We start from the raw sequence: 20,511 nt of genomic DNA, 5'->3' as shown, positions 1-20,511 counted from the left end.
ACGCTTATGGTTTATTTCGGTCTAAAGAGCGTTGACGCAGCAATTTTTGCTGCTGGTACAGTGCGGCTTTAATCAAGAGATCTTGGTCAGTATCTCGCAGTAAATCGTATTTCATCGTGATGAGATAGTGTTGCTCGTCCGCTTGGCAATCAATCACCGAACTATAGCAATAAATAGCGGCTGCAGGGTGGTCCAAAAACAGTTTACAGCGGGCTTGGGTACCAATCTCTAGTGCATTTGGATAACGAAGAGAGAAGCGACTGGCACCAAATGTGCTGGTGATGAAGCGTGAATGTGGCTCATCTTGCTGTGACAGCATAAAGGTTAGCAACAAATTCAGTTTCGAATTTTGAGTATCAAGTAACTGAACGACGTGCTTGAAATCACTATTTTTCAGTTCTAGTCGTGCACTTTCGGTGAGTGCATCCAACTGGCTAAACTCACTGGCCACAATAAATGGGGCAGGAATCTCCGCTTCAAATATTGATTGGGAAGGTAGCATAAATGTGCTGTCTAAAAGTTCAATATTGGTTGTCAGTCCATAGTGAACCGTAAAAAATTCTTGCTCGGTCATAAAGGCATCCTTCTCATCGCTTTGTTGATTATCGTCATACCGGCGAACTAATCAAGGTATGTCCTTGTTATCGAGTCTATTTAACCGATTTTTGGCAAATTAAAGCTACAACCTTCCACCGTTTCTCGTTACAGTACTGAGCATCACTTTTAGGCGGTTTTTCTTATGTTTCATCCTATTTCGGCGTTCATCGGCTTGCGTTATTTACGTGGGCGATCCGGTGATAGATTCAGTCGATTTGTCTCTTATATGTCTACGGCGGGAATAACCATTGGCGTGATGTCACTGGTGACGGTGCTTTCGGTCATGAATGGTTTTGAATCCCAGCTCAAAAATAGAATTCTAGGTGTGTTGCCTCAGGCTGTAGTTTCGCAAAATGGCGATCGCACTTTGCTCACGCAAGATGTGCCTCAATTCATTAGCCAGCTCTCTAGCGCCAGAGCGGCTGAACCGATTGTACGCAGTGAAGCGGTTGTTCAAAGCTCATCGCAACTGGCCGCAGGCTTGTTGGTGGGAATTGAACCTAATCAAAATGATCCGATTGCGGCGCACTTGATTGCGGGTCAAGTGAGTGCGCTCAAGCCGGGCGAATATCAACTCTTCCTTGGCCATTCACTGGCGCGGGCGCTCAACGTGACAATTGGCGATAAAGTGCGTTTGATGGTCACTTCAGCTAGCCAATTTACCCCCTTAGGTCGTATTCCTGCGCAGCGTAATTTTACAGTCGCAGGCATCTTCAATACGGGGTCTGATGTGGATGGACAGCTGATGCTGACGCACATCAAAGATGCAGCGCGATTGCTTCGTTTACCACCAAATACTGTGTCGGGATGGCGGCTCTTTTTTGATGATCCTTTTGTGGTTGCAGACCTAGCTAGCGCACCTTTGCCTGAGGGATGGCAATGGAGTGACTGGCGAGATCAGCGTGGCGAGTTGTTCCAAGCTGTTCGCATGGAAAAAAATATGATGGGTTTGATGCTTGGGTTGATTGTTGGCGTGGCGGCTTTCAATATCATTTCCGCGTTGATCATGGTGGTGATGGAAAAACAAGCTGAGGTCGCGATTTTGAAAACGCAAGGCATGACAGATCAACAAGTACTGGCCATTTTTATGGTTCAAGGCGCGAGTAGTGGAGTGATTGGTTCGCTTGTCGGTGGTGTGTTAGGCGTATTGCTGGCGGATAACCTCAATGGATTATTAGAAAGCATGGGTGTAGCGCTGTTCTCTGTGGGGGGAACGCTGCCTGTAGTGATTAACCCCATGCAAATTATGTTGGTGGTGATAGCAGCCATCACGCTCAGCTTATTCGCGACACTGTTTCCTTCCTACCGCGCGTCATCCGTAAAACCTGCCGAGGCTTTAAGATATGAATAACCTTTTACAATGCAATAACGTATGCAAAACCTACCAAGAAGGGGAGCTACGGACTCAAGTGCTAAAAGGCGTCAGTTTTGGCATTCAAGCGGGGGAGTTAGTCTCAATTATTGGGACTTCTGGATCTGGGAAAAGTACGTTATTACACATTCTGGGTGCACTGGATGAGGCAACCGAAGGTTCAGTGTCGTTTTTAGGTCAGGATTTATCGAGCTTAAGCTCCAATAAACAAGCGAACATTCGCAATCAACATTTGGGTTTTGTGTACCAGTTCCACCATTTATTAGCCGATTTCACCGCTCTTGAGAATGTTGCCATGCCGTTGCTTATTGGTGGCCAAAAAGTATCGCGTGCTAAACAGGCCGCGCAAGCACTGTTAGAAAAAGTGGGGTTGGGACATCGTTTATCTCATCGACCCTCTGAGCTCTCTGGTGGAGAGCGGCAGCGGGTAGCGATTGCGCGAGCGCTTGTCAATCAACCCGATTTGGTGTTAGCCGATGAGCCTACGGGCAACCTTGATCACAAAACGGCGCTGGCGATTTATGATTTGATGCGTCAAATGAATCAAGAGTTTGGCACGGCATTTTTAGTGGTAACGCATGATAGCGAACTTGCTGCAAAAATGGACAGACAGATGCACATGCAAGATGGTTTGCTGATTAATGTGGAGGCATCGTAGATGTTCACCTCGCTCTCTTTAGTGATTGGTCGGCGTTTTAGCATGGCAAAGCAGCGTAATAAAATGGTGTCGTTTATCTCGCTCTCTTCCATTATCGGTATCGCTGTGGGCGTTGCGGTGATCATCGTGGGTTTGTCGGCGATGAATGGTTTTGAGAGAGAGCTGCAGAATCGCGTGTTATCTGTCATTGCACACGGAGAGTTTGAAGGGGTTCAACAACCCATCGCGAACTGGTCGTCATTAGTCAAGCAAGCCGTGCAGCATCCAAAAGTGGAAGCGGCCGCTCCTTATGTAAAATTGACGGCGCTGGCAGAGAAAGGCGCACAACTGAAAGCGATTGAGGTGCGTGGAATTGATCCGCAAATGGAGCGCGCCGTGTCGCGTTTATCTCAATTTGTCTCTTCCGATGCATGGCAAGGTTTTGTCGCAGGTCAGCAACAGGTCATTTTAGGCAAAGGAGTGGCGGATAAATTGGGCGCGGCAGTCGGTGACTATGTCACTTTGATGATCCCCTCTGCGAATGAGAGCGCTAAAGTTCAAGCGCCAAAGCGCGTGCGCGTCAAGGTCTCAGGGCTTTTGGAACTCAATGGCCAAATTGACCACAGCCTTGCATTAGTGCCATTGGCAGATGCACAAGCTTACGCCAAATTAGGAGAGCGAGTGACGGGCGTTGCTATCAAGGTCTCAGAGGTATTAAATGCAACTCAAATTGTAAGAGAGGTCGGCAATACGCTTGATCAATACGTCTATCTACGCAGTTGGCAGCAAAAGTTTGGCTTTTTGCACCGTGATATTCAGCTGGTCAGGACCATTATGTATTTGGTGATGGTGCTGGTGATTGGTGTGGCGAGCTTCAACATCGTTTCAACACTTATGATGGCGGTAAAAGATCGTGCGGCTGAAATCGCCATTTTGCGCACTATGGGCGCGACCGATGGATTAGTAAAACGAATTTTTGTCTGGCAGGGTGTTTTCTCTGGTGTATTAGGCAGTGTGATAGGTGGCGTGTTAGGTGTGTTGATTGCGTGGAATTTAACAGCGTTAATCAAAGGATTAGAACGATTAGTCGGCCATCAGTTTTTGTCTGGTGATATCTATTTTGTCGACTTTTTGCCATCACAAGTGAACCTATCGGATGTGGTGCTTGTCTCTTCGACGGCGATTGTGTTGAGCTTATTAGCTACTTGGTATCCGGCCTCTAGGGCCAGTCAACTGAATCCGGCGTCTGTGCTTAGCGCTAAATAATCTCAACTCGGATTCTTTTCGTGCATCAGCATTGAGCTATTTTTAGCAAACAAAAAGGACCATTTGGTCCTTTTTCAACATCATGCGACATCGTTTTACATGCTCAGTTGTATAGCCAGTCTCAATCTCTTGAAGCTTTTATCTCGTTTGGCGCTTTTGCCAGCTTCTTACGACAGAATAGCGCCATAAACCGTGAATGCCGAAGTAGCCGATTATGGCGGAGATCACTCCACACATCATGCAACCCAAAAGGAATGGCGGACCAATGGTACTCATTTGTTGCATGATAAAATGCCAAGAGAGTTCAAAGTGAAATGGTTGTGGTGGTGTTTGCATTACCCATGCGCCAAGCTTGTAGGCGAAGTAGAACAGCACTGGCATGGTGATGGGGTTGCTAATCCAAACCAAGGCTACAGAGAGCGGTAAATTGACGCCGCACATAATGGCAAGGCCAGCGGACATGATCATTTGACTCGGAAGTGGAACAAAAGCCATGAACAAACCTACGGCGAAGGCGCCCGCTGCTGAGCGGCGGTTCAAACACCATAAATTGGGGTTGTACAGCACATTGCCAAAAATTTTCAATGCCTTCTGACGCTTAATTACTTCATGGTTAGGCATAAAACGTTTGATGAACTTTCTTGGCATCGTGACATGACTCTCTTATCTAATTACTGGACCCTAGCTTCGTTTTCGCTAACCGCCATTTCTGCTTCTTATTGGCCTTGGATGCCAGATTGGAAATGGATTATGCCTCTATTCGCCATTCTTATACTCTCTGTCGGTTATAGAAAACTGCGCTTTCTCTCAGGAGTAACAATGGCTTTAATGGTCATTGTGATCAGCGGGAACTTATTACGTGAGCAGTCCAACACTATTTTTCAGACAGGTTCGGATATTACCATAAACGGACAGGTTAACAGCTTTTTTAGACAAATTACTCATGGTTATGAAGGAACAATTTCGATTCGATCAATCAATGGTCAAACCTTAGGCATTTTTTTGCGGCCCAAGGTGCGATTAATTGCTCCTTTACCGTTGAAGTATGGTGACGTGGCTGAATTCTCCATCACAGTAAAACCTATCTTTGGTCGGTTAAATGAGACCGGGTTTGATGCAGAGGCGTACTCTTTGAGCCAAGGTATTGTGGCTCGTGCAACGGTTAATAATGGACAGTCTTATCGCATTGAATCATTACCAGAATGGCGAGCACAATGGTACCAGAAGATCAAAACCTGGCTCGCTGATGATCCCAATCTTGGTATTTTAATGGCGCTTACGTTTGGTGAGCGCAGTGATATTTCAACGGCACAGTGGAAAGCATTACGAGACAGTGGGCTGATTCATTTGGTTGCCATTTCTGGTCTGCACATTGGCATCGCGTTTGGTTTTGGTTATAGCCTTGGGCTCGTATTGATGCGTTTGCATCATCGCATGGGGTGGTCGCCATTCGTCGTAGGAAGCTTGTGCGCACTAGGCTATGCTTGGTTGGCTGGCTTTACCTTGCCCACTCAACGCGCGCTCATCATGTGTTTGCTCAATGTGGCGATGATTGTCCTCAATGTCCGTATCAATACTTTGCAGCGACTGCTTATGACGTTATCGGCGGTGCTGCTTATCGATCCTTTTGCTGCGTTATCCAGTAGCTTTTGGATGTCCTTTATTGCTGTCTCGGTTGTGTTCTACCAACTTTCTCTACCTCAAACTAATCGATTTTTTTTATGGCGTTTATTGACGATGCAGATTGGGTTAGTGCTGTGTATGCTTCCGGTAACCGCTTATTTTTTCGGTGGGGTCAGTACCAGTGCGGCGCTCTATAACTTAGTGTTTATTCCTTGGTTCAGTTTTGTGGTGGTTCCGGCGATCTTTGTTGCTTTAGTGTGTACGGTTTTGACTTTTGATGGCGCACCTATGGTGTGGCATTGGGTGGCCAAATTACTCATTCCAGTTGATTGGTCAATACATTATTCAAGCCTCAGTTGGTTTCCTATTTCTGGGTCTGTTTTGGCTCTGTTGAGCAGTGCTCTGTTGCTGTTTGTGTTTTCACCGTTGATCTCGCGTTTTGCACTGGCGGTTTACAGCATCATTGCGATGGTTTCTTGGCTCACCATTCCGATAAAAACAGGTTGGCGGATTGATGTGTTAGATGTTGGGCATGGGTTGGCGGTGTTGATCGAAAAAGAAGGACGCTACGTGCTTTATGATACTGGTGCAAGTTGGCAAGGCGGTGATCACATCCAGGCAACAGTTGCCCCCGTGTTAAACAAACGGGGAGCTACGCAATTAGACGGGTTGATTTTGAGTCACTTGGATAACGACCATGCAGGTGGAAGAGCGGAAGTTGAGCGTGTTTGGCAGCCCAAATGGAAACGTGCTAGTCAAACGATAGCGGGTTACCAACCTTGTATTGCTGGTGAACAATGGCAGTGGCAACAACTCTCTTTTGATGTTATCTGGCCACCAAAAACTGTAGCGCGTGCTTACAATCCTCACTCTTGTGTGATTCGAATCTTTGACCAAAATACCGGTTTTTCAGTGCTTTTACCCGGGGATGTGGATGCCATGAGTGAGTGGTTACTTGCGCGAAAAGAGCAATCCTTACAAAGTCATATCCTGCTTGTACCACACCACGGTAGTAGGACATCTTCTACTGTTGCTTTGATTAGTAAGGTTAATCCTGAGGTCGCTATTGCCTCGCTCGCCAAAGGCGGACGCTGGCAATTACCTTCCGCACAGGTTGTTCAACGCTACCAGCAACATGGAGCAAACTGGTTGGATACGGGTGAAGCAGGGCAAATTAGCGTTATTTTTGGCATGCAGAATTATCAAGTTAGCAGCTTGCGTATCTCTCACTCTCAGGCTTGGTATAGGCAGATGCTCCGTAACGAGGTAGAATGAGCGCAATATTTTCTTAAAAACAAAGCATTTCTATGTCACTCAATACTGACGAAACCACTTGGCAAACCTTCAAACGCCTGTGGACCTATATCCGCCTATATAAATCTGGCCTAGCAGTTGCGGTTGTCGCATTGATTATCAATGCGGTCTCTGACACCTATATGGTGTCATTACTTAAGCCTCTTCTAGATGAAGGATTTGGTAATGCGGAATCCGATTTTTTGCGAGTGCTGCCTTTTATTATTTTGGGGATGATGGCGCTGCGTGGTTTAAGTGGCTTTGTCTCCTCGTACTGCTTGAGCTGGGTTTCTGGCAATGTTGTGATGTTGATGCGTCGAAAAATCTTCAATCAATTCATGCACATGCCTGTCAGTTTTTTTGATAGAGAATCAACGGGTGGTCTGTTATCACGTATCACCTATGATTCAGAGCAAGTGGCTGGGGCGACCAGTCGTGCATTGGTCAGCATTGTTCGCGAAGGTGCGAGTATCATCGGCCTATTGACCTTGATGTTTTGGAATAGCTGGCAGTTATCTTTGGTATTAATCGTGGTTGCGCCAGTGGTTGCGATGGGGATTGGTATTGTCTCTAAACGTTTTCGCAAGATCTCAAAAGGGATGCAGACCACCATGGGTGATGTGACCTCTTCAGCAGAGCAGATGCTAAAAGGGCACAAAGTCGTGCTGAGCTATGGTGGACAAGACGTAGAGCGTAAACGTTTTGACCATGTCAGCAATCAAATGCGCCAACAAACAATGAAGCTGGTTGCGGCGCAGTCCACTGCTGACCCTATTATTCAAATGATTGCTTCTTTAGCACTTGTCACTGTGCTGTTTTTAGCCAGCGTTGATTCTATCCGTGCCGAATTAACACCAGGTACTTTTACGGTGGTGTTCTCGGCAATGTTTGGCTTGATGCGACCACTGAAAGCGTTAACGAGTGTTACCTCCGATTTCCAACGTGGTATGGCGGCCAGCCAAACATTATTTGAGCTGATTGATTTAGAAATCGAGCGCGACACTGGCCAGTTTGAAGCCGAAAAAGTACGTGGTGACGTTAGAGTTCAGGATGTGACCTTTACTTATCAAGGTAAAGAAAAACCAGCGCTGTCTCATGTGAGCTTTGAGATTCCTCAAGGTAAAACGGTCGCGCTTGTTGGGCGTTCTGGCTCAGGGAAAAGTACTATCGCGAGCCTCTTGACTCGTTTTTATGATGTCGATTCAGGTGCTATCTATCTAGATGATCATGATATTCGCGATTATAAACTGAAGAACTTGCGCACCCACTTTGCGCTGGTTTCGCAAAATGTTCACCTCTTCAACGATACCATTGCCAATAATATTGCTTACGCGGCAGAAAATGAGTATACGCGTGAGCAAATTGAGCACGCGGCTAGGCTTGCTCATGCCATGGAGTTTATCAATAACATGCCTGATGGCTTGGATACCATGATTGGTGAGAATGGAGCCAGTTTATCGGGTGGTCAACGTCAACGAGTAGCGATTGCACGAGCGTTATTACGTGATGCACCCGTACTTATCCTAGATGAGGCGACTTCTGCGTTGGATACAGAATCTGAGAGAGCGATTCAATCAGCACTTGAAGAGCTACAAAAGAATAAAACGGTATTGGTCATTGCGCACCGCTTGTCGACGATTGAAGAAGCCGATGAAATTCTAGTGGTCGATGAGGGTGAAATTATCGAACGTGGTCATCATGCTCAGTTAATTGCACAGGATGGGGCGTATGCCCAACTACATCGAATTCAATTTGGTGACTAATCAGTGATTGAAAAAATCTGGTTCGGACATCACACAGCGTGTTTTTTGTTGTGGCCACTGTTGTGGCCACTGAGTGTCTTGTTTCGGTTGGTCAGTCAAGCACGTAAGCGAGCATTTCAAGCGGACAAAAAAGAGCGCTATAAAGCTCCTGTTCCTGTGGTGGTGGTGGGTAATATTACCGCGGGTGGTAATGGTAAAACACCGTTGGTTGTATGGTTAGTGGAAGCTTTACAAGAACAAGGTTTCAAACCAGGAGTTGTTTCGCGTGGGTATGGTGGTAAAGCTCCGATTTATCCATTAGTGCTGCAAAGTGACACGCCAACCACTCACTGCGGTGACGAACCTAAATTGATTCACCAGCGCACGGGTGCTCCGGTTGCTGTTGCACCAAAGCGCTCACAAGCAGTGCAAGCCCTGCTTCCGTTGGGTGTTGATGTGATCATCACTGACGATGGCCTTCAGCACTATGCATTGGAGCGTGATCTCGAATTTACAGTCGTGGACGGCGTTCGTCGCTTCGGTAATGAGCAGTTCATGCCTTTAGGTCCGTTAAGAGAGCCACTCTCTCGGTTAGCGGAAGTTGATTTTATTGTGACTAATGGCGGTCAAGCTCAATATGGCGAATTGGCTATGCACCTTTCACCTAGCTTAGCCGTTAACTTAGTGACCGGTCAGCAAGCGCCAGTGAGCCAGTTACCTGCATTAGTGGCTTTTGCTGGCATTGGTTATCCCACGCGCTTTTTTAATACATTAGAAGCTTTAGGTGCAAAGACGGTATTGACCCAAGGTTTTGCTGATCACCGAGAGTATCAATATTCAGAATTAGAGGCGCTTGCGCAACATGGAGCAAACGTCATCATGACAGAAAAAGACGCAGTGAAATGTGCGGCCTTTGCACAAGAAAACTGGTGGTATCTCCCCGTTTCTGCGCAATTTAGTTCGCCAGATGAAAGGCGTATTTTGGACAAAATAAAAGAGGTAATGGAGTCATATGGATCACCGTCTGCTTGAAATTGTAGCTTGCCCTGTATGTAAAAGTAAGTTGACTTATGATAAAGAAAATCAAGAGCTTATTTGTAAATTAGATCGTTTGGCCTACCCAATAAAAGAAGGGATTCCTGTGTTGCTTGAGCCAGAAGCGCGCAGCATGACGATGGATGAGGGGCGATAATGGCTTTCACCGTTGTTATCCCTGCTCGTTATCAGTCAACTCGCTTACCTGGCAAACCTTTGGCTGATATCGGCGGTAAACCCATGATTCAGTGGGTTTATGAGCAAGCGTTACAATCGGGAGCTGAGCAGGTCGTTATTGCTACTGATGATGCTCGTGTTGAAGCGGCTGTCCATGCGTTTGGTGGCAATGTTTGTATGACATCATCACATCACGAGTCCGGTACTGAGCGTTTAGCCGAAGTGGTGAAATTAATGGGCATTGCCGATCACCACATTATTGTTAACGTACAAGGTGACGAGCCACTCATTCCACCGAGCATCATCAAGCAGGTCGCTAACAATTTAGCCAACAGTAGCGCGCCGATGGCGACTTTAGCGGTTGAAATTACTGATCAAGCTGAAGTGTTTAACCCTAACGCGGTTAAAGTGGTAACAGATCAAGAGGGTTACGCGCTGTATTTCAGCCGTGCGACAATTCCTTGGGATAGAGACAATTTTGCAGCTGGTGGTCAAACGGTGATTCAGCCATTGCTACGTCATATTGGTATTTACGCTTATCGGGCTGGTTTCATCAATACTTATATCAACTGGCAACCCAGTGTACTTGAGAAAATTGAGTGTTTAGAGCAGCTTCGAGTACTGTGGTATGGTGAAAAAATTCACGTTGCCGTTGCTAAAGAAGCACCACCTGCAGGGGTAGATACACCAGAAGATTTAGAGTTAGTGAGAGCGATAGTAAGCCAACGTTAGCTAAAAAAGGAGCAATTATGCTCCTTTTTATCACCGAGTTAATCACGGTTTTATGCGTGCCATGACCTGATCTTTTACGATGAAGTGATGATAAAGAGCCGCTGCGATATGACCACCGATAACAGTCAATACAATCACCTGCATTACTTCACCGTGTAAAGTTTTCCCTATGTTATAAAGCCAATCACTCTTACCTATCAATGAGGGAATAGTATCGCCTGCCAGAGTTAATGTCCGACCTTTTCCTGCAAAACGAAGATAACCACTGATTGGAACAAGCAATGTAAGGAGGTAAAGGGCAGCATGCGCTCCATATAGCAGCTTCTGCATAAGGTCACTTTCATACACTGGCGCTGGTGCTGTTGTGCTTAGTTTTACGGCTAAACGAATCATCGATAATCCAAAAACAGCGACTCCAAACCATGCATGTAAGTTCAGCCATAACACTCGCATTTCGCTACCTTTATCGGAGAATGAACGAAATGAATCGCTTAGAAACAGCAATACGAACAGTAATGCTATAACCCAGTGTATAGCGATGATGATTTTGTTGTGCTTCATTAGTTAAATACCCTTATAAATATTAGTGATTTTATTTAAGCAAATATTTAATGAATGAAATGTGAACAAAGCTGTAAGGATGTATTACAAATATTTTTTTAATAAAAAATGCGCAACGAATGAGGTTGCGCATTATGAAGTCGATATTTAAGGTAACGACTTGTTCTTATGTGTCACGTTCGCCGTGTGGTGGGCAAGTCGCTAAAATTTCACGTCGGCCACTCTCTTTGACTTCCTCTAAAATGACATCAAACCCCCATAAACGGTAAAGGTGTTTTAGTACCTCATGACAGCTTTGATCTAAAGGAATTCTATCGTGTGGAACGTGTTGAAGCGTCAGTGAACGATCACCACGTACATCCACGTTATAAACTTGAATATTCGGTTCTAAATTACTGAGATTGTACTGTGCCGCAAGCTTTTCACGGATGGCGTGATAGCCAATATCATCGTGAATGGCACTAACTTCAATAAAATTCTTGCGATCGTCATCCACAATGGCAAACAGCTTGAAATCGCGCATTACTTTAGGTGAAAGATACTGACTAATGAAGCTCTCGTCCTTAAAGTTGTGCATAGCAAAATGAAGCGCATCTAACCATTCTGTGCCAGCAAGCTCAGGAAACCATTCCCTGTCTTCATCGGTTGGCTCTTCACAAATACGTTTAATATCTCGGAACATAGCAAAGCCAAGTGCATATGGATTGATGCCACTAAAATAGGGGCTGTTGTAAGAAGGTTGTGCGACGACACTGGTGTGGCTGTGTAGAAACTCAAGAATGAATTTCTCAGAAACAAAACCTTCATCATAAAGGTGATTCAAGATAGTGTAGTGCCAGAATGTGGCCCAGCCTTCATTCATCACTTGCGTCTGTTTTTGTGGGTAAAAATATTGGCTTATTTTCCTCACAATACGAACGATCTCCCGTTGCCATGGCTCAAGCAGTGGCGCATGTTTCTCAATGAAATAAAGAATGTTTTCTTGTGGCTCACTTGGAAAACGAACTTTAAGATCTTCTTCTTTGGTTTTTGCTTTGGGCACGGTGCGCCACAGTTCATTAACTTGTGATTGTAGATAAGCTTCGCGCTCTTCTTGACGTGCTTTTTCTTCTGCTATCGATATTTTTTCAGGTCGTTTATAGCGGTCAACACCATAATTCATTAACGCATGGCATGAGTCGAGCAGCGATTCGACTTCGGGTACGCCATATTTTTCTTCGCATTCTGAAATGTAGTTTTTGGCAAACAAGAGATAGTCAATGATAGAGCTCGCATCCGTCCAAGTTTGGAAAAGGTAGTTGCCTTTGAAAAACGAGTTGTGTCCATAGCAAGCGTGCGCCATCACTAAGGCTTGCATGGTGACGGTGTTTTCTTCCATCAAATAGGCAATGCATGGGTCTGAGTTAATCACGATCTCATACGCGAGCCCCATTTGGCCATGTTTGTAACCTTGTTCCGTTTGAATAAATTTTTTGCCAAATGACCAGTGGCTGTAATTAATCGGCATGCCAATGCTGGAGTAGGCATCCATCATCTGCTCGGAGGTAATAACTTCAATTTGATTAGGGTAAGTATCGAGACGATAAAACTCAGCTACCCGGCGTATTTCAGTATGGTATTTCTCCAAAAGCTCAAACGTCCAGTCAGGTCCGTCTGGTAACAATTTGCTCTTGCGTTTTGAAGTACCTTTCGCTTTTGTTGTCATTAGTATGCCTCCCTAAGCTGTTTCCTTTTGGAATAGCTCCCTAAATACAGGGAATATGTCATCCACGGTGCGAATGTTTTTAATCGCAAAATTGCCAAATGAGGGTTGTAATTTTTCGTACTCGTGCCACAAGGTTTGGTGTGAGCGACGAGTGATTTCAATATAAGCGTAATACTGGCAATATGGCAGAAGCTTATTGGTGAGGAGTTCTTTACAACGAGGCGAATCATCAGCCCAGTTATCACCATCGGATGCTTGAGCTGCGTAGATATTCCATTCGCCGAGAGGGTAGCGTTGTTCAATGATTTCATGCATTAATTTCAGTGCGCTAGAAACAATCGTGCCGCCGGTCTCTTGAGAGTAGAAGAACTCGTGCTCATCCACCTCTTTGGCTTGCGTATGGTGACGAATAAACACCACTTCGACATTTTCATAAGTGCGAGTTAAAAATAGATACAGCAACACGTAAAAACGTTTGGCAATATCTTTAGTCGCTTGATCCATTGAACCCGACACATCCATTAAGCAGAACATAACAGCTTGGCTCGATGGAATGGGGCGCTTTTCAAAGTTTTTGAAACGCAGGTCAAACGTATCAATAAACGGCACACTTTCAATTTTTTTACGCAACGCTTCGATTTCTTGTTTAAGTCGCTTCTCTTCTAATACTTGAGCGGGCTCTCTATTTTGAATGCGCAGTAACTCTTCTTCTAATTCCCCCATTAAACGACGTTTTCCCGCTGTCATTGCGGTGCGGCGAGCTAGTGATTGTTGCAAAGAGCGAACTACAGCAATGTTCGACGGTACACCTGCCGTTTTGAAACCCGCGCGATGAGTTTTCCATTCTGTAATCTTATTGATTTGATTTTTTTCTAGATTAGGCAATTCCAGATCTTCAAACAGTAGATCAAGATATTCATCTTTAGAGATTTGGAAAATAAATTCATCTTGGCCTTCGCCATCAGCACTCGCATCACCTTGTCCTGAACCATTGCCTTGTCCGCCACCTTTAGGTCTCTCAATTTTATCACCAGTAATAAACTGGTCATTACCCGGGTGAACCCGTTCTTTCAGGCCGCCTTTTCCTTGATGAAACACGGGTTCTTTGATGTCGTGATTTGGGATCGACACATCTTCGCCAGACTCGGTGTTGGTGATGGAGCGACGATTCACTGCGTCTGCAACAGATTCTTTGATCTGCTCTTTATGACGGCGTAAAAAGCGTTGTCTATTGACCGCGCTTTTGTTTTTACCGTTCAATCTTCTATCGATAAATTGCGCCATGAGTATCCCCTTGAAAACGTCACCTTTACGTTAGCCATTGTTCGTATGGCTAACGCATGTACAGGTTTTGGTTTGCTTGAAGTTAAGAAGATTTACGGACGCGTAAATACCACTCAGACAACAGCCTTACTTGTTTTTCTGTATAACCTTTCTCCATCATACGAGCGACAAAATCGTCGTGTTTTTTCTGATCATCCGATGAGGTTTTGGCATTAAAAGAGATAACAGGAAGTAGCTCTTCGGTATTTGAGAACATTTTTTTCTCAATGACGGTACGCAGTTTTTCGTAACTGGTCCAAACCGGATTTTGTCCATTGTTGTGCGCTTTCGCACGCAGTACAAAATTGACGATTTCATTTCGGAAATCTTTCGGGTTACTAATGCCTGCTGTTTTCTCGATTTTTTCTAACTCGTTATTGAGCGATGAACGATCGAAAAGTTGGCCAGTTTCAGGATCACGATACTCTTGGTCTTGGATCCAGAAATCAGCATAAGTAACGTAGCGGTCAAAAATATTTTGACCGTATTCAGAATAAGATTCCAAATAAGCCGTTTGAATCTCTTTACCAATGAACTCGACATAACGAGGCACTAAGTAGCCTTTTAAAAACTCCATATATCGTTCAGCGATTTCTTGAGGGAACTGCTCGCGTTCAACTTGCTGTTCGATGACATAGAACAGATGAACGGGGTTAGCCGCAACTTCCGTTTGGTCAAAGTTGAATACGCGCGACAGTATTTTAAAGGCAAAGCGAGTCGATAAACCAGACATACCTTCGTCAACACCTGCGTAGTCACGATACTCTTGATAGCTTTTTGCTTTTGGATCGGTATCTTTTAGCGTTTCACCATCGTAGACGCGCATTTTGGAGAAGAGTGACGAGTTTTCCGGCACTTTTAGGCGCGAGAGGATACTAAATTGACCAAGTAATTCTAGTGTGCTTGGTGAGCATGGCGCTTTGGATAGTTCGCTGTGTTCAAGCAGTTTTTGGTAAATTTTCACTTCTTCCGAGACGCGTAAACAGTAAGGGACTTTAACGATATAAACCCGGTCCAAAAACGCTTCGTTGTTTTTGTTGTTACGGAATGTCTGCCACTCTGATTCGTTTGAGTGCGCTAAAATCATGCCATCAAAGGGTAGGGCGGATAACCCTTCTGTCCCGTTGAAGTTTCCTTCTTGCGTGGCGGTTAAGAGTGGGTGAAGCACCTTAATTGGCGCTTTGAACATCTCAACAAACTCCATTAACCCTTGGTTGGCTTTACAGAGTGCACCGGAATAGCTATATGCATCGGGGTCATCTTGCGAGAAATGCTCGAGTTTTCGAATATCCACTTTCCCAACCAGTGACGAAATGTCTTGGTTGTTTTCATCACCGGGCTCTGTTTTTGCGACGGCAATTTGATCGAGAATTGAAGGTCGTACTTTGACGACTTTGAATTTGGAAATATCGCCACCAAACTCGTGTAAGCGTTTGGCCGCCCAAGGTGATGTAATTGAGCGTAAATAGCGTTTTTCTATCCCATATTCCTGCTTGAGGATTTCGCCATCTTCAACCACATCAAACAGGCAAAATGGGTGGTCATTGACTGGGCTACGAACGCCATTTGCAGACAAAACATAAATAGGCATTTGTTGCATTAAAGCTTTGAGTTTCTCCGCCAGTGAAGATTTACCGCCACCAACTGGACCGAGTAGATAGAGAATTTGTTTTCTTTCTTCTAAACCTTGGGCAGCGTGTTTGAGGTAGGAAACAATCTGTTCTATGGCTTCTTCCATGCCATAGAAATCCTCAAAAGTTTTATAACGAGAAATCACCCGGTTAGAGAAAATGCGACTCAATCGGGGGTGTTTTGCTGTGTCTATCAGCTCAGGCTCACCAATCGCCATTAACAGCCGCTCTGCTGCATTGGCATAAGCACTTTTATCTTCTTTACACAGAGCTAAAAACTCTTGCAGTGATAGCTCTTCATCCTTGGCGGCTTCATAGCGTGCCTGAAAGTGGTCAAAAATACTCATAGTGAATTCCCCTCTGAAAACTGTCTAACTGACAACACCGCTTAAAAACACAAATTAATAACAATTTAAGACTAGTCCGAGTTTGACAATTTTGCTTAACAATTATGTGTTTATTTAAATTTCGTGACAGTAATAACGTCGATCAGGTTGAACTATTTAGTGTATGAATATCAAGAGTTCGAGGGATAAGTTGGTGTTGGAGTTAACAACTGCGAGGGGGAATGTAAAAAAGACGCAGTGTCTGCGTCTTTTCATCTTTCGTCAGCCTACCTTGCTAGGTATTAAAATTTAGGCATTAAAAATTTGTGTAAATTCTGCGGTTGACAAATGGTATTGGCGAGGACAATTACGCCAAGCCGTTAACATTCGACGATATTTATCTGACATTGGCATTTGGCTGTTGAAGTGGTGATCGGCTTTATCAAATTGTGGGTAAAGCCCTTCAGACTCAACCAAGAAACGCACGTAATGAACGCGTTGTGACTCTTTAGCGATATCAAACCCTAAAAAGTGCAGGCGGCGCTGATCCACATTTTTGCTTTCTGCATCGGAGAGCATTTTGTGTGATTCTTGCATAGCGTGATACATCTCCATGATGTCGATCACTTCGCGGCACTCCGCTTCGGTCAAGCAGCCAAATTCTTTGTTGAGTTCTCGCATTTGCAGTTCATAACCACGTTCTACAATGGTTTGTAACCGCTTGTATTTTTTGGCGTTGTTGGGATCCATCTGTGACATCAAAAAATACTGATTAGATAGAATCAGTCGTTGAGCGTTGGTCATTTCCATGAAGGTAGCCTCACTAAATTTTATGTTCTATTTGATGGCATAAGGTTAACAGCAATTATCGACAATGAAACATGATCTCAACACGGATTTAATATGGAAAGCATAAAATGTGTGCAATTCTTGTTACTTTTTGTGTAAGTGGTTATAGATATAATCTTTGTCGGAAAAGACACGCAACCATTCTGGCTTAAATACGGATAGTATCGCTAACGCCATACCATTGAGCAGCCCTTCTGGGAAAGCGAGTAAAGGAACAAAAATTAGGTAATTATCGCGGATGACTTGCCAGTCATGTTGCCCAAGAAGCAATTGATAAGCGGTGTTAATGGCCAAATGCAGGCTACCCGTCAGGCCGCCATTTAAAAAACCAGCCACAAAAATAAACACAAAAATATTGCGCGGTAGATAATGATAACTCAAAGCAAACAAAGCATAACTAACTAGGATTGGCAGTAGCGATGATAGTAGTAAGTATTCGGGGATGTTAAAGAAGGCCAGTTTACCGACCGCCGCCAGTGCGAATGTAACAGGAATAGTTATAACAAATGCGCAGCGCCAGCCAAACATCATCGTGAGGGTTGTTAAACCGAGAAAATGGATAGGCAATCCTTCGGTCACTCCGGCTTGAGCTAACCACAAAAGAAAAAGCGCAAAAGAGGCAAAATAGGTGAGATGCTGAAAGGATTTCTCGGCCTTAAACTTTGTCCAAAATGAGTATTTAAAATCGCGAAGGGTCGTTAACCCAACAAGTAGCAGGAGCAATAGCACCGCAAGTTGTTCCAGCTGCATGGCTAGCCTCTCTATAAAAATACCAGCATTATGCTGGCATTTTTATGGTTATTAAATCAAGCAATCAATATTTTATGTTTGAGTGATACTGAGCTAAGATCCCAACGATTTTGTCCATGGTCTCTTTTGACGGCGGATTCACACCTTCTAATGGGTATTCTAGCCCCATTGCTTCCCATTTATGAGCGCCCAATTTGTGATAAGGCAGCAGCTCTACTTTCTCGATGTTATCCATATCTTTAATAAAATCACCAAGCATATGAGCCGCTTCTTCGTCATCAGTGTAGCCAGGAACAATCACATAACGGATCCACGTTTTTTTACCTATGGTGTGTAAGTAGCGCGCGAAATCTAAGGTTCGCTTATTCGACACACCAATAAAATCATGGTGGATCTCATCTTTCATGTGTTTGATGTCTAACATCACTAAATCAGTGGCATCGAGTACTTCATCAATCACGTCTGTGTGCTTGCGAATATAACCGTTGGTATCTAAGCAGGTGTGAATGCCCTCAGCTTGCGCTGCGCGGAATAAATCACGAACAAATTCAGGTTGAAGCATAGCTTCACCGCCTGAGCAGGTAATTCCGCCGCCAGAGGCTTTCATAAAATGGCGATAAGATTTTGCTTCGGTAATGATTTCTTCAACAGTCACTTCCTTGCCTTCATGGGTGTCCCATGTGTCACGATTATGACAATACATACAACGCATTAGGCAGCCTTGCATAAAAACAATGAAGCGAATTCCAGGGCCATCTACCGTGCCACAAGACTCAAAAGAATGAATACGACCAGTTGTTGACATCAGTTCATCTCGAATAGGTTATTTGCCCGTTATTTTATTACAAATGGTAGGGATTAAGTAGGGTTAATGTGCAATTGCCGCCGCATATCCTAAACCATATGTTGTGGCTCAAAATGAGTGTCATGAAATTCTGCACATTGACTACACTGTATAGAAATAAGAACTCGTTGAATGCGATAGGGTTTAAATAAGGAATAGTTCATGGATGTACAGTTTTCTCAAAAGCAAAAAATCAGTCTATTTTTAGTTATCCTTTGTGTTGGTTTTTTAGGTTTAGGGATTTATACCGCAAAGAGCTTGATGGGAATGGATGAACAGTATCGCTCCAGTGGCGAAGTGGCATCCGGTTCTGTGGCGATATTTACTACTCAAGCAAATTTGTTGTCGCTTGCATCAGAGCTAAACAACATGCAAGGCAATCAGGTCAACTCGATTTTGAATAAATTGGATCAGTTGATGGAAGAGGTGAATGCTAATGTTGCTTTCCTGCAAAAGACCAATTTTGCTCAAGAAGGGGAAGTGTTGCTCAAGGCGGCCAAACAATTTGACCAATTTTTGCGTCCTTGGTTGCAAGTGAAATCAGAAGTGGGTTTCAACGTTAACGAAGGTAAGCTGGGTGAGCTGAAAACGTTGGCCACCACGATAGAGAAAAAGATAGATGAGACGGGGATGGTTACAATCAACTCGGATTTTCAAGCCATGGTTAAGGCGCAGCAAAATTATTTATTAGAACCCACGGAGCAAAACTTAAAACTGTTTAATCGTGCTATGGCCAGTTTCGTCAATATGTCTGATTCTTATTCGATGTTGGATCTGTATGAAAAAGAGATACAACAATTTAAACAGGCTTTTTTACGTGTGAGTGAACTGTCTCAGCAATTGCAAGTGATGGAGAAACAAAGAGGCGATACAGAGGCGCAAGTTAAGTCGGTGATTCAAGATATTTCAACCAAGCTTTCCGCGTTGAGTGAGCAATATCAGTTGGCCGCAAAAACGACCGCATCGCAAACACAGTGGTCTGTATTGGCGGCCTGTGCGTTACTTGCCATATTGACCATTGCTATTTTCCTTACCTTTAGTTTTTCTCTTTCTCGTTCTTTGTCGCAAACAATTCACGTGTTGAACAATATCTCGCGTGGCGATTTGTCACGCCGTATGCCGATGACGAATAACGAAAAGGACGAATTCAATCAACTGGCATTGGCCATTAACCAAAGCTGTGAAAATTTAGGGAAATTGGTGAGTGGTGTGCAGAAAAGCAGTGAAGCCTTGTCTGGTGATGCCGCGTCACTGAATGTTGGATTAGACACTTTGGTGACAAATCAATCTGACGTTTTGGGACAAACGCAATTATTGGCATCGGCCACAGAAGAGGTCAGCGTGACGACCCAAGAAGTCTCCAATTCATTGGAGTTCGTTGCGGAACTCAGCAAATCTTCTATGCAAAGCGCAGAAGAGGGAGGAAAAGTGATTTCCGTTGCTATTACGTCACTGGTTGAGGTTGGTAAAATCCTAAGCTCGGCCGCAGGCCACATTCATCAACTTGAACAAGCTTCTGCAAAAGTAGACTCGGTGATGGACATCATTAATGGTATTGCCGAGCAGACTAACTTATTGGCACTCAATGCCGCAATTGAAGCGGCGAGAGCGGGAGAGCAAGGTCGTGGCTTTGCTGTTGTTGCTGATGAAGTTCGAAGTTTAGCGGTAAGAACGGTCAATGCCGTGGCCGAAATTTCCGGCACGATTGATACTATGCAAAAGGAAAGTGCGGAAGTAATCACTTATATTGCGCAATCTGAGCAGTCTATGCAGAGTGGGCAAGAGAAAGGTAATGAGGCGATACAGGCCATCGCGCAAATTATCAAAAAAGCAGATGAAGCGGCGAATAAAACAGAAGCCATTTTTGCATCGATTCGAGATTTGGCGACGACTAGCCATTCAATGGCGGATAATATGATACAAATATCTCGAGCCATGAAAGCCTTGGAAGAGAACAATGAACAGTTAAGAGCAATCAGCCAGATTGTGGATAAACGCTCTAGCAGCCTAAGTGTAGACTGCCAAAGTTTCACCATATAATTTCAGTT

18 protein-coding genes are annotated in these 20,511 nt (G+C 44.4%); 9 read left to right on the top strand and 9 right to left on the bottom strand.

The window, feature by feature from the left end:
• Nucleotides 1-4: 4 nt before the first annotated feature.
• On the bottom strand, nucleotides 5-574 hold the full coding sequence (locus AACV20_RS13875) for a hypothetical protein (protein ID WP_017048079.1): 570 nt from the start codon (nucleotides 572-574) through the stop codon (nucleotides 5-7).
• 165 nt (nucleotides 575-739) lie between these two features.
• Here AACV20_RS13875 and lolC point away from each other — a divergent pair, with 165 nt between their 5' ends.
• The 3 genes from lolC to lolE are packed head-to-tail and all read left to right on the top strand — an operon-like array spanning nucleotide 740 to nucleotide 3,872.
• Nucleotides 740-1,948 (top strand): lipoprotein-releasing ABC transporter permease subunit LolC, encoded by a 1,209-nt coding sequence (gene lolC, locus AACV20_RS13870; RefSeq protein WP_017048078.1) that lies wholly within the window; start codon nucleotides 740-742, stop codon nucleotides 1,946-1,948.
• Nucleotides 1,941-2,627, top strand: coding sequence for a lipoprotein-releasing ABC transporter ATP-binding protein LolD (gene lolD, locus AACV20_RS13865; protein ID WP_170907485.1), 687 nt, complete (start codon nucleotides 1,941-1,943; stop codon nucleotides 2,625-2,627). The genes lolC and lolD overlap by 8 nt, the downstream gene beginning before the upstream one ends.
• Nucleotides 2,628-3,872 carry a lipoprotein-releasing ABC transporter permease subunit LolE gene (gene lolE, locus AACV20_RS13860; RefSeq protein ID WP_170907484.1) on the top strand — a complete coding sequence of 415 codons (1,245 nt, stop codon included), beginning with the start codon at nucleotides 2,628-2,630 and terminating at the stop codon, nucleotides 3,870-3,872.
• Between the two features lie 138 nt (nucleotides 3,873-4,010).
• Here lolE and AACV20_RS13855 read toward each other — a convergent pair whose 3' ends face one another.
• Complete coding sequence (locus tag AACV20_RS13855) at nucleotides 4,011-4,520, bottom strand: DUF2062 domain-containing protein (protein ID WP_017042300.1); 510 nt, start codon at nucleotides 4,518-4,520, stop codon at nucleotides 4,011-4,013.
• Between the two features lie 6 nt (nucleotides 4,521-4,526).
• Between AACV20_RS13855 and AACV20_RS13850 the strand changes: the two genes are divergently transcribed.
• The 5 genes from AACV20_RS13850 to kdsB are packed head-to-tail and all read left to right on the top strand — an operon-like array spanning nucleotide 4,527 to nucleotide 10,474.
• Nucleotides 4,527-6,770, top strand: a complete 2,244-nt coding sequence (locus AACV20_RS13850) for a DNA internalization-related competence protein ComEC/Rec2 (protein ID WP_249929755.1) — start codon at nucleotides 4,527-4,529, stop codon at nucleotides 6,768-6,770.
• A 32-nt stretch (nucleotides 6,771-6,802) separates the two neighbouring features.
• Nucleotides 6,803-8,551 carry a lipid A ABC transporter ATP-binding protein/permease MsbA gene (msbA, locus tag AACV20_RS13845; RefSeq protein WP_170907483.1) on the top strand — a complete coding sequence of 583 codons (1,749 nt, stop codon included), beginning with the start codon at nucleotides 6,803-6,805 and terminating at the stop codon, nucleotides 8,549-8,551.
• A 3-nt stretch (nucleotides 8,552-8,554) separates the two neighbouring features.
• Nucleotides 8,555-9,562, top strand: coding sequence for a tetraacyldisaccharide 4'-kinase (gene lpxK / locus AACV20_RS13840; protein ID WP_170907482.1), 1,008 nt, complete (start codon nucleotides 8,555-8,557; stop codon nucleotides 9,560-9,562).
• Nucleotides 9,543-9,722 (top strand): Trm112 family protein, encoded by a 180-nt coding sequence (locus AACV20_RS13835; RefSeq protein WP_013856535.1) that lies wholly within the window; start codon nucleotides 9,543-9,545, stop codon nucleotides 9,720-9,722. The genes lpxK and AACV20_RS13835 overlap by 20 nt, the downstream gene beginning before the upstream one ends.
• Nucleotides 9,722-10,474 carry a 3-deoxy-manno-octulosonate cytidylyltransferase gene (gene kdsB / locus AACV20_RS13830; protein ID WP_017045182.1) on the top strand — a complete coding sequence of 251 codons (753 nt, stop codon included), beginning with the start codon at nucleotides 9,722-9,724 and terminating at the stop codon, nucleotides 10,472-10,474. Before AACV20_RS13835 ends, kdsB begins: the two co-directional genes overlap by 1 nt.
• Before the next feature lie 42 nt (nucleotides 10,475-10,516).
• On the opposite strand, the gene AACV20_RS13825 is transcribed toward kdsB, so the two are convergent.
• The 7 genes from AACV20_RS13825 to pflA form a co-directional block, all read right to left on the bottom strand.
• Nucleotides 10,517-11,035 (bottom strand): cytochrome b, encoded by a 519-nt coding sequence (locus tag AACV20_RS13825; RefSeq protein ID WP_170907481.1) that lies wholly within the window; start codon nucleotides 11,033-11,035, stop codon nucleotides 10,517-10,519.
• A gap of 166 nt (nucleotides 11,036-11,201) precedes the next feature.
• Nucleotides 11,202-12,740 (bottom strand): SpoVR family protein, encoded by a 1,539-nt coding sequence (locus AACV20_RS13820; RefSeq protein ID WP_013856538.1) that lies wholly within the window; start codon nucleotides 12,738-12,740, stop codon nucleotides 11,202-11,204.
• 12 nt (nucleotides 12,741-12,752) lie between these two features.
• Complete coding sequence (locus AACV20_RS13815) at nucleotides 12,753-14,024, bottom strand: YeaH/YhbH family protein (RefSeq protein ID WP_017042294.1); 1,272 nt, start codon at nucleotides 14,022-14,024, stop codon at nucleotides 12,753-12,755.
• An 82-nt stretch (nucleotides 14,025-14,106) separates the two neighbouring features.
• Complete coding sequence (locus AACV20_RS13810) at nucleotides 14,107-16,041, bottom strand: PrkA family serine protein kinase (RefSeq protein ID WP_013856540.1); 1,935 nt, start codon at nucleotides 16,039-16,041, stop codon at nucleotides 14,107-14,109.
• Nucleotides 16,042-16,329: 288 nt separating this feature from the next.
• A complete protein-coding gene (locus tag AACV20_RS13805; protein WP_013856541.1) occupies nucleotides 16,330-16,830 on the bottom strand; it encodes a YfbU family protein in 501 nt (166 codons plus the stop codon).
• 123 nt (nucleotides 16,831-16,953) lie between these two features.
• On the bottom strand, nucleotides 16,954-17,619 hold the full coding sequence (locus AACV20_RS13800; RefSeq protein WP_019280921.1) for an energy-coupling factor ABC transporter permease: 666 nt from the start codon (nucleotides 17,617-17,619) through the stop codon (nucleotides 16,954-16,956).
• A gap of 64 nt (nucleotides 17,620-17,683) precedes the next feature.
• Nucleotides 17,684-18,424: a pyruvate formate lyase 1-activating protein gene (pflA, locus tag AACV20_RS13795; RefSeq protein WP_013856543.1), complete on the bottom strand. Its 741-nt coding sequence runs from the start codon at nucleotides 18,422-18,424 to the stop codon at nucleotides 17,684-17,686.
• A gap of 201 nt (nucleotides 18,425-18,625) precedes the next feature.
• Between pflA and AACV20_RS13790 the strand changes: the two genes are divergently transcribed.
• On the top strand, nucleotides 18,626-20,503 hold the full coding sequence (locus tag AACV20_RS13790) for a methyl-accepting chemotaxis protein (protein ID WP_170907480.1): 1,878 nt from the start codon (nucleotides 18,626-18,628) through the stop codon (nucleotides 20,501-20,503).
• Nucleotides 20,504-20,511: the final 8 nt, after the last annotated feature.

This window comes from Vibrio sp. B4-6 (assembly GCF_963888245.1).
GTDB classification, from domain to species: Bacteria; Pseudomonadota; Gammaproteobacteria; order Enterobacterales; family Vibrionaceae; genus Vibrio; species Vibrio anguillarum.
The sequence above is the reverse complement of the archived record's forward strand: the minus strand, read 5'-3'. Positions and strand labels throughout refer to the sequence as shown.

Coding starts and splice junctions, on each gene's coding strand:
- AACV20_RS13850 (WP_249929755.1), top strand. CDS start 4,527: ATGACTCTCTTATCTAATTACTGGACCCTAGCTTCGTTTTCGCTAACC.
- msbA (WP_170907483.1), top strand. CDS start 6,803: ATGTCACTCAATACTGACGAAACCACTTGGCAAACCTTCAAACGCCTG.
- kdsB (WP_017045182.1), top strand. CDS start 9,722: ATGGCTTTCACCGTTGTTATCCCTGCTCGTTATCAGTCAACTCGCTTA.
- AACV20_RS13810 (WP_013856540.1), bottom strand. CDS start 16,041: ATGAGTATTTTTGACCACTTTCAGGCACGCTATGAAGCCGCCAAGGAT.
- lolD (WP_170907485.1), top strand. CDS start 1,941: ATGAATAACCTTTTACAATGCAATAACGTATGCAAAACCTACCAAGAA.
- AACV20_RS13835 (WP_013856535.1), top strand. CDS start 9,543: ATGGATCACCGTCTGCTTGAAATTGTAGCTTGCCCTGTATGTAAAAGT.
- AACV20_RS13800 (WP_019280921.1), bottom strand. CDS start 17,619: ATGCAGCTGGAACAACTTGCGGTGCTATTGCTCCTGCTACTTGTTGGG.
- pflA (WP_013856543.1), bottom strand. CDS start 18,424: ATGTCAACAACTGGTCGTATTCATTCTTTTGAGTCTTGTGGCACGGTA.
- AACV20_RS13820 (WP_013856538.1), bottom strand. CDS start 12,740: ATGACAACAAAAGCGAAAGGTACTTCAAAACGCAAGAGCAAATTGTTA.
- AACV20_RS13805 (WP_013856541.1), bottom strand. CDS start 16,830: ATGGAAATGACCAACGCTCAACGACTGATTCTATCTAATCAGTATTTT.
- AACV20_RS13875 (WP_017048079.1), bottom strand. CDS start 574: ATGACCGAGCAAGAATTTTTTACGGTTCACTATGGACTGACAACCAAT.
- lolC (WP_017048078.1), top strand. CDS start 740: ATGTTTCATCCTATTTCGGCGTTCATCGGCTTGCGTTATTTACGTGGG.
- lolE (WP_170907484.1), top strand. CDS start 2,628: ATGTTCACCTCGCTCTCTTTAGTGATTGGTCGGCGTTTTAGCATGGCA.
- AACV20_RS13790 (WP_170907480.1), top strand. CDS start 18,626: ATGGATGTACAGTTTTCTCAAAAGCAAAAAATCAGTCTATTTTTAGTT.
- AACV20_RS13855 (WP_017042300.1), bottom strand. CDS start 4,520: ATGCCAAGAAAGTTCATCAAACGTTTTATGCCTAACCATGAAGTAATT.
- AACV20_RS13815 (WP_017042294.1), bottom strand. CDS start 14,024: ATGGCGCAATTTATCGATAGAAGATTGAACGGTAAAAACAAAAGCGCG.
- AACV20_RS13825 (WP_170907481.1), bottom strand. CDS start 11,035: ATGAAGCACAACAAAATCATCATCGCTATACACTGGGTTATAGCATTA.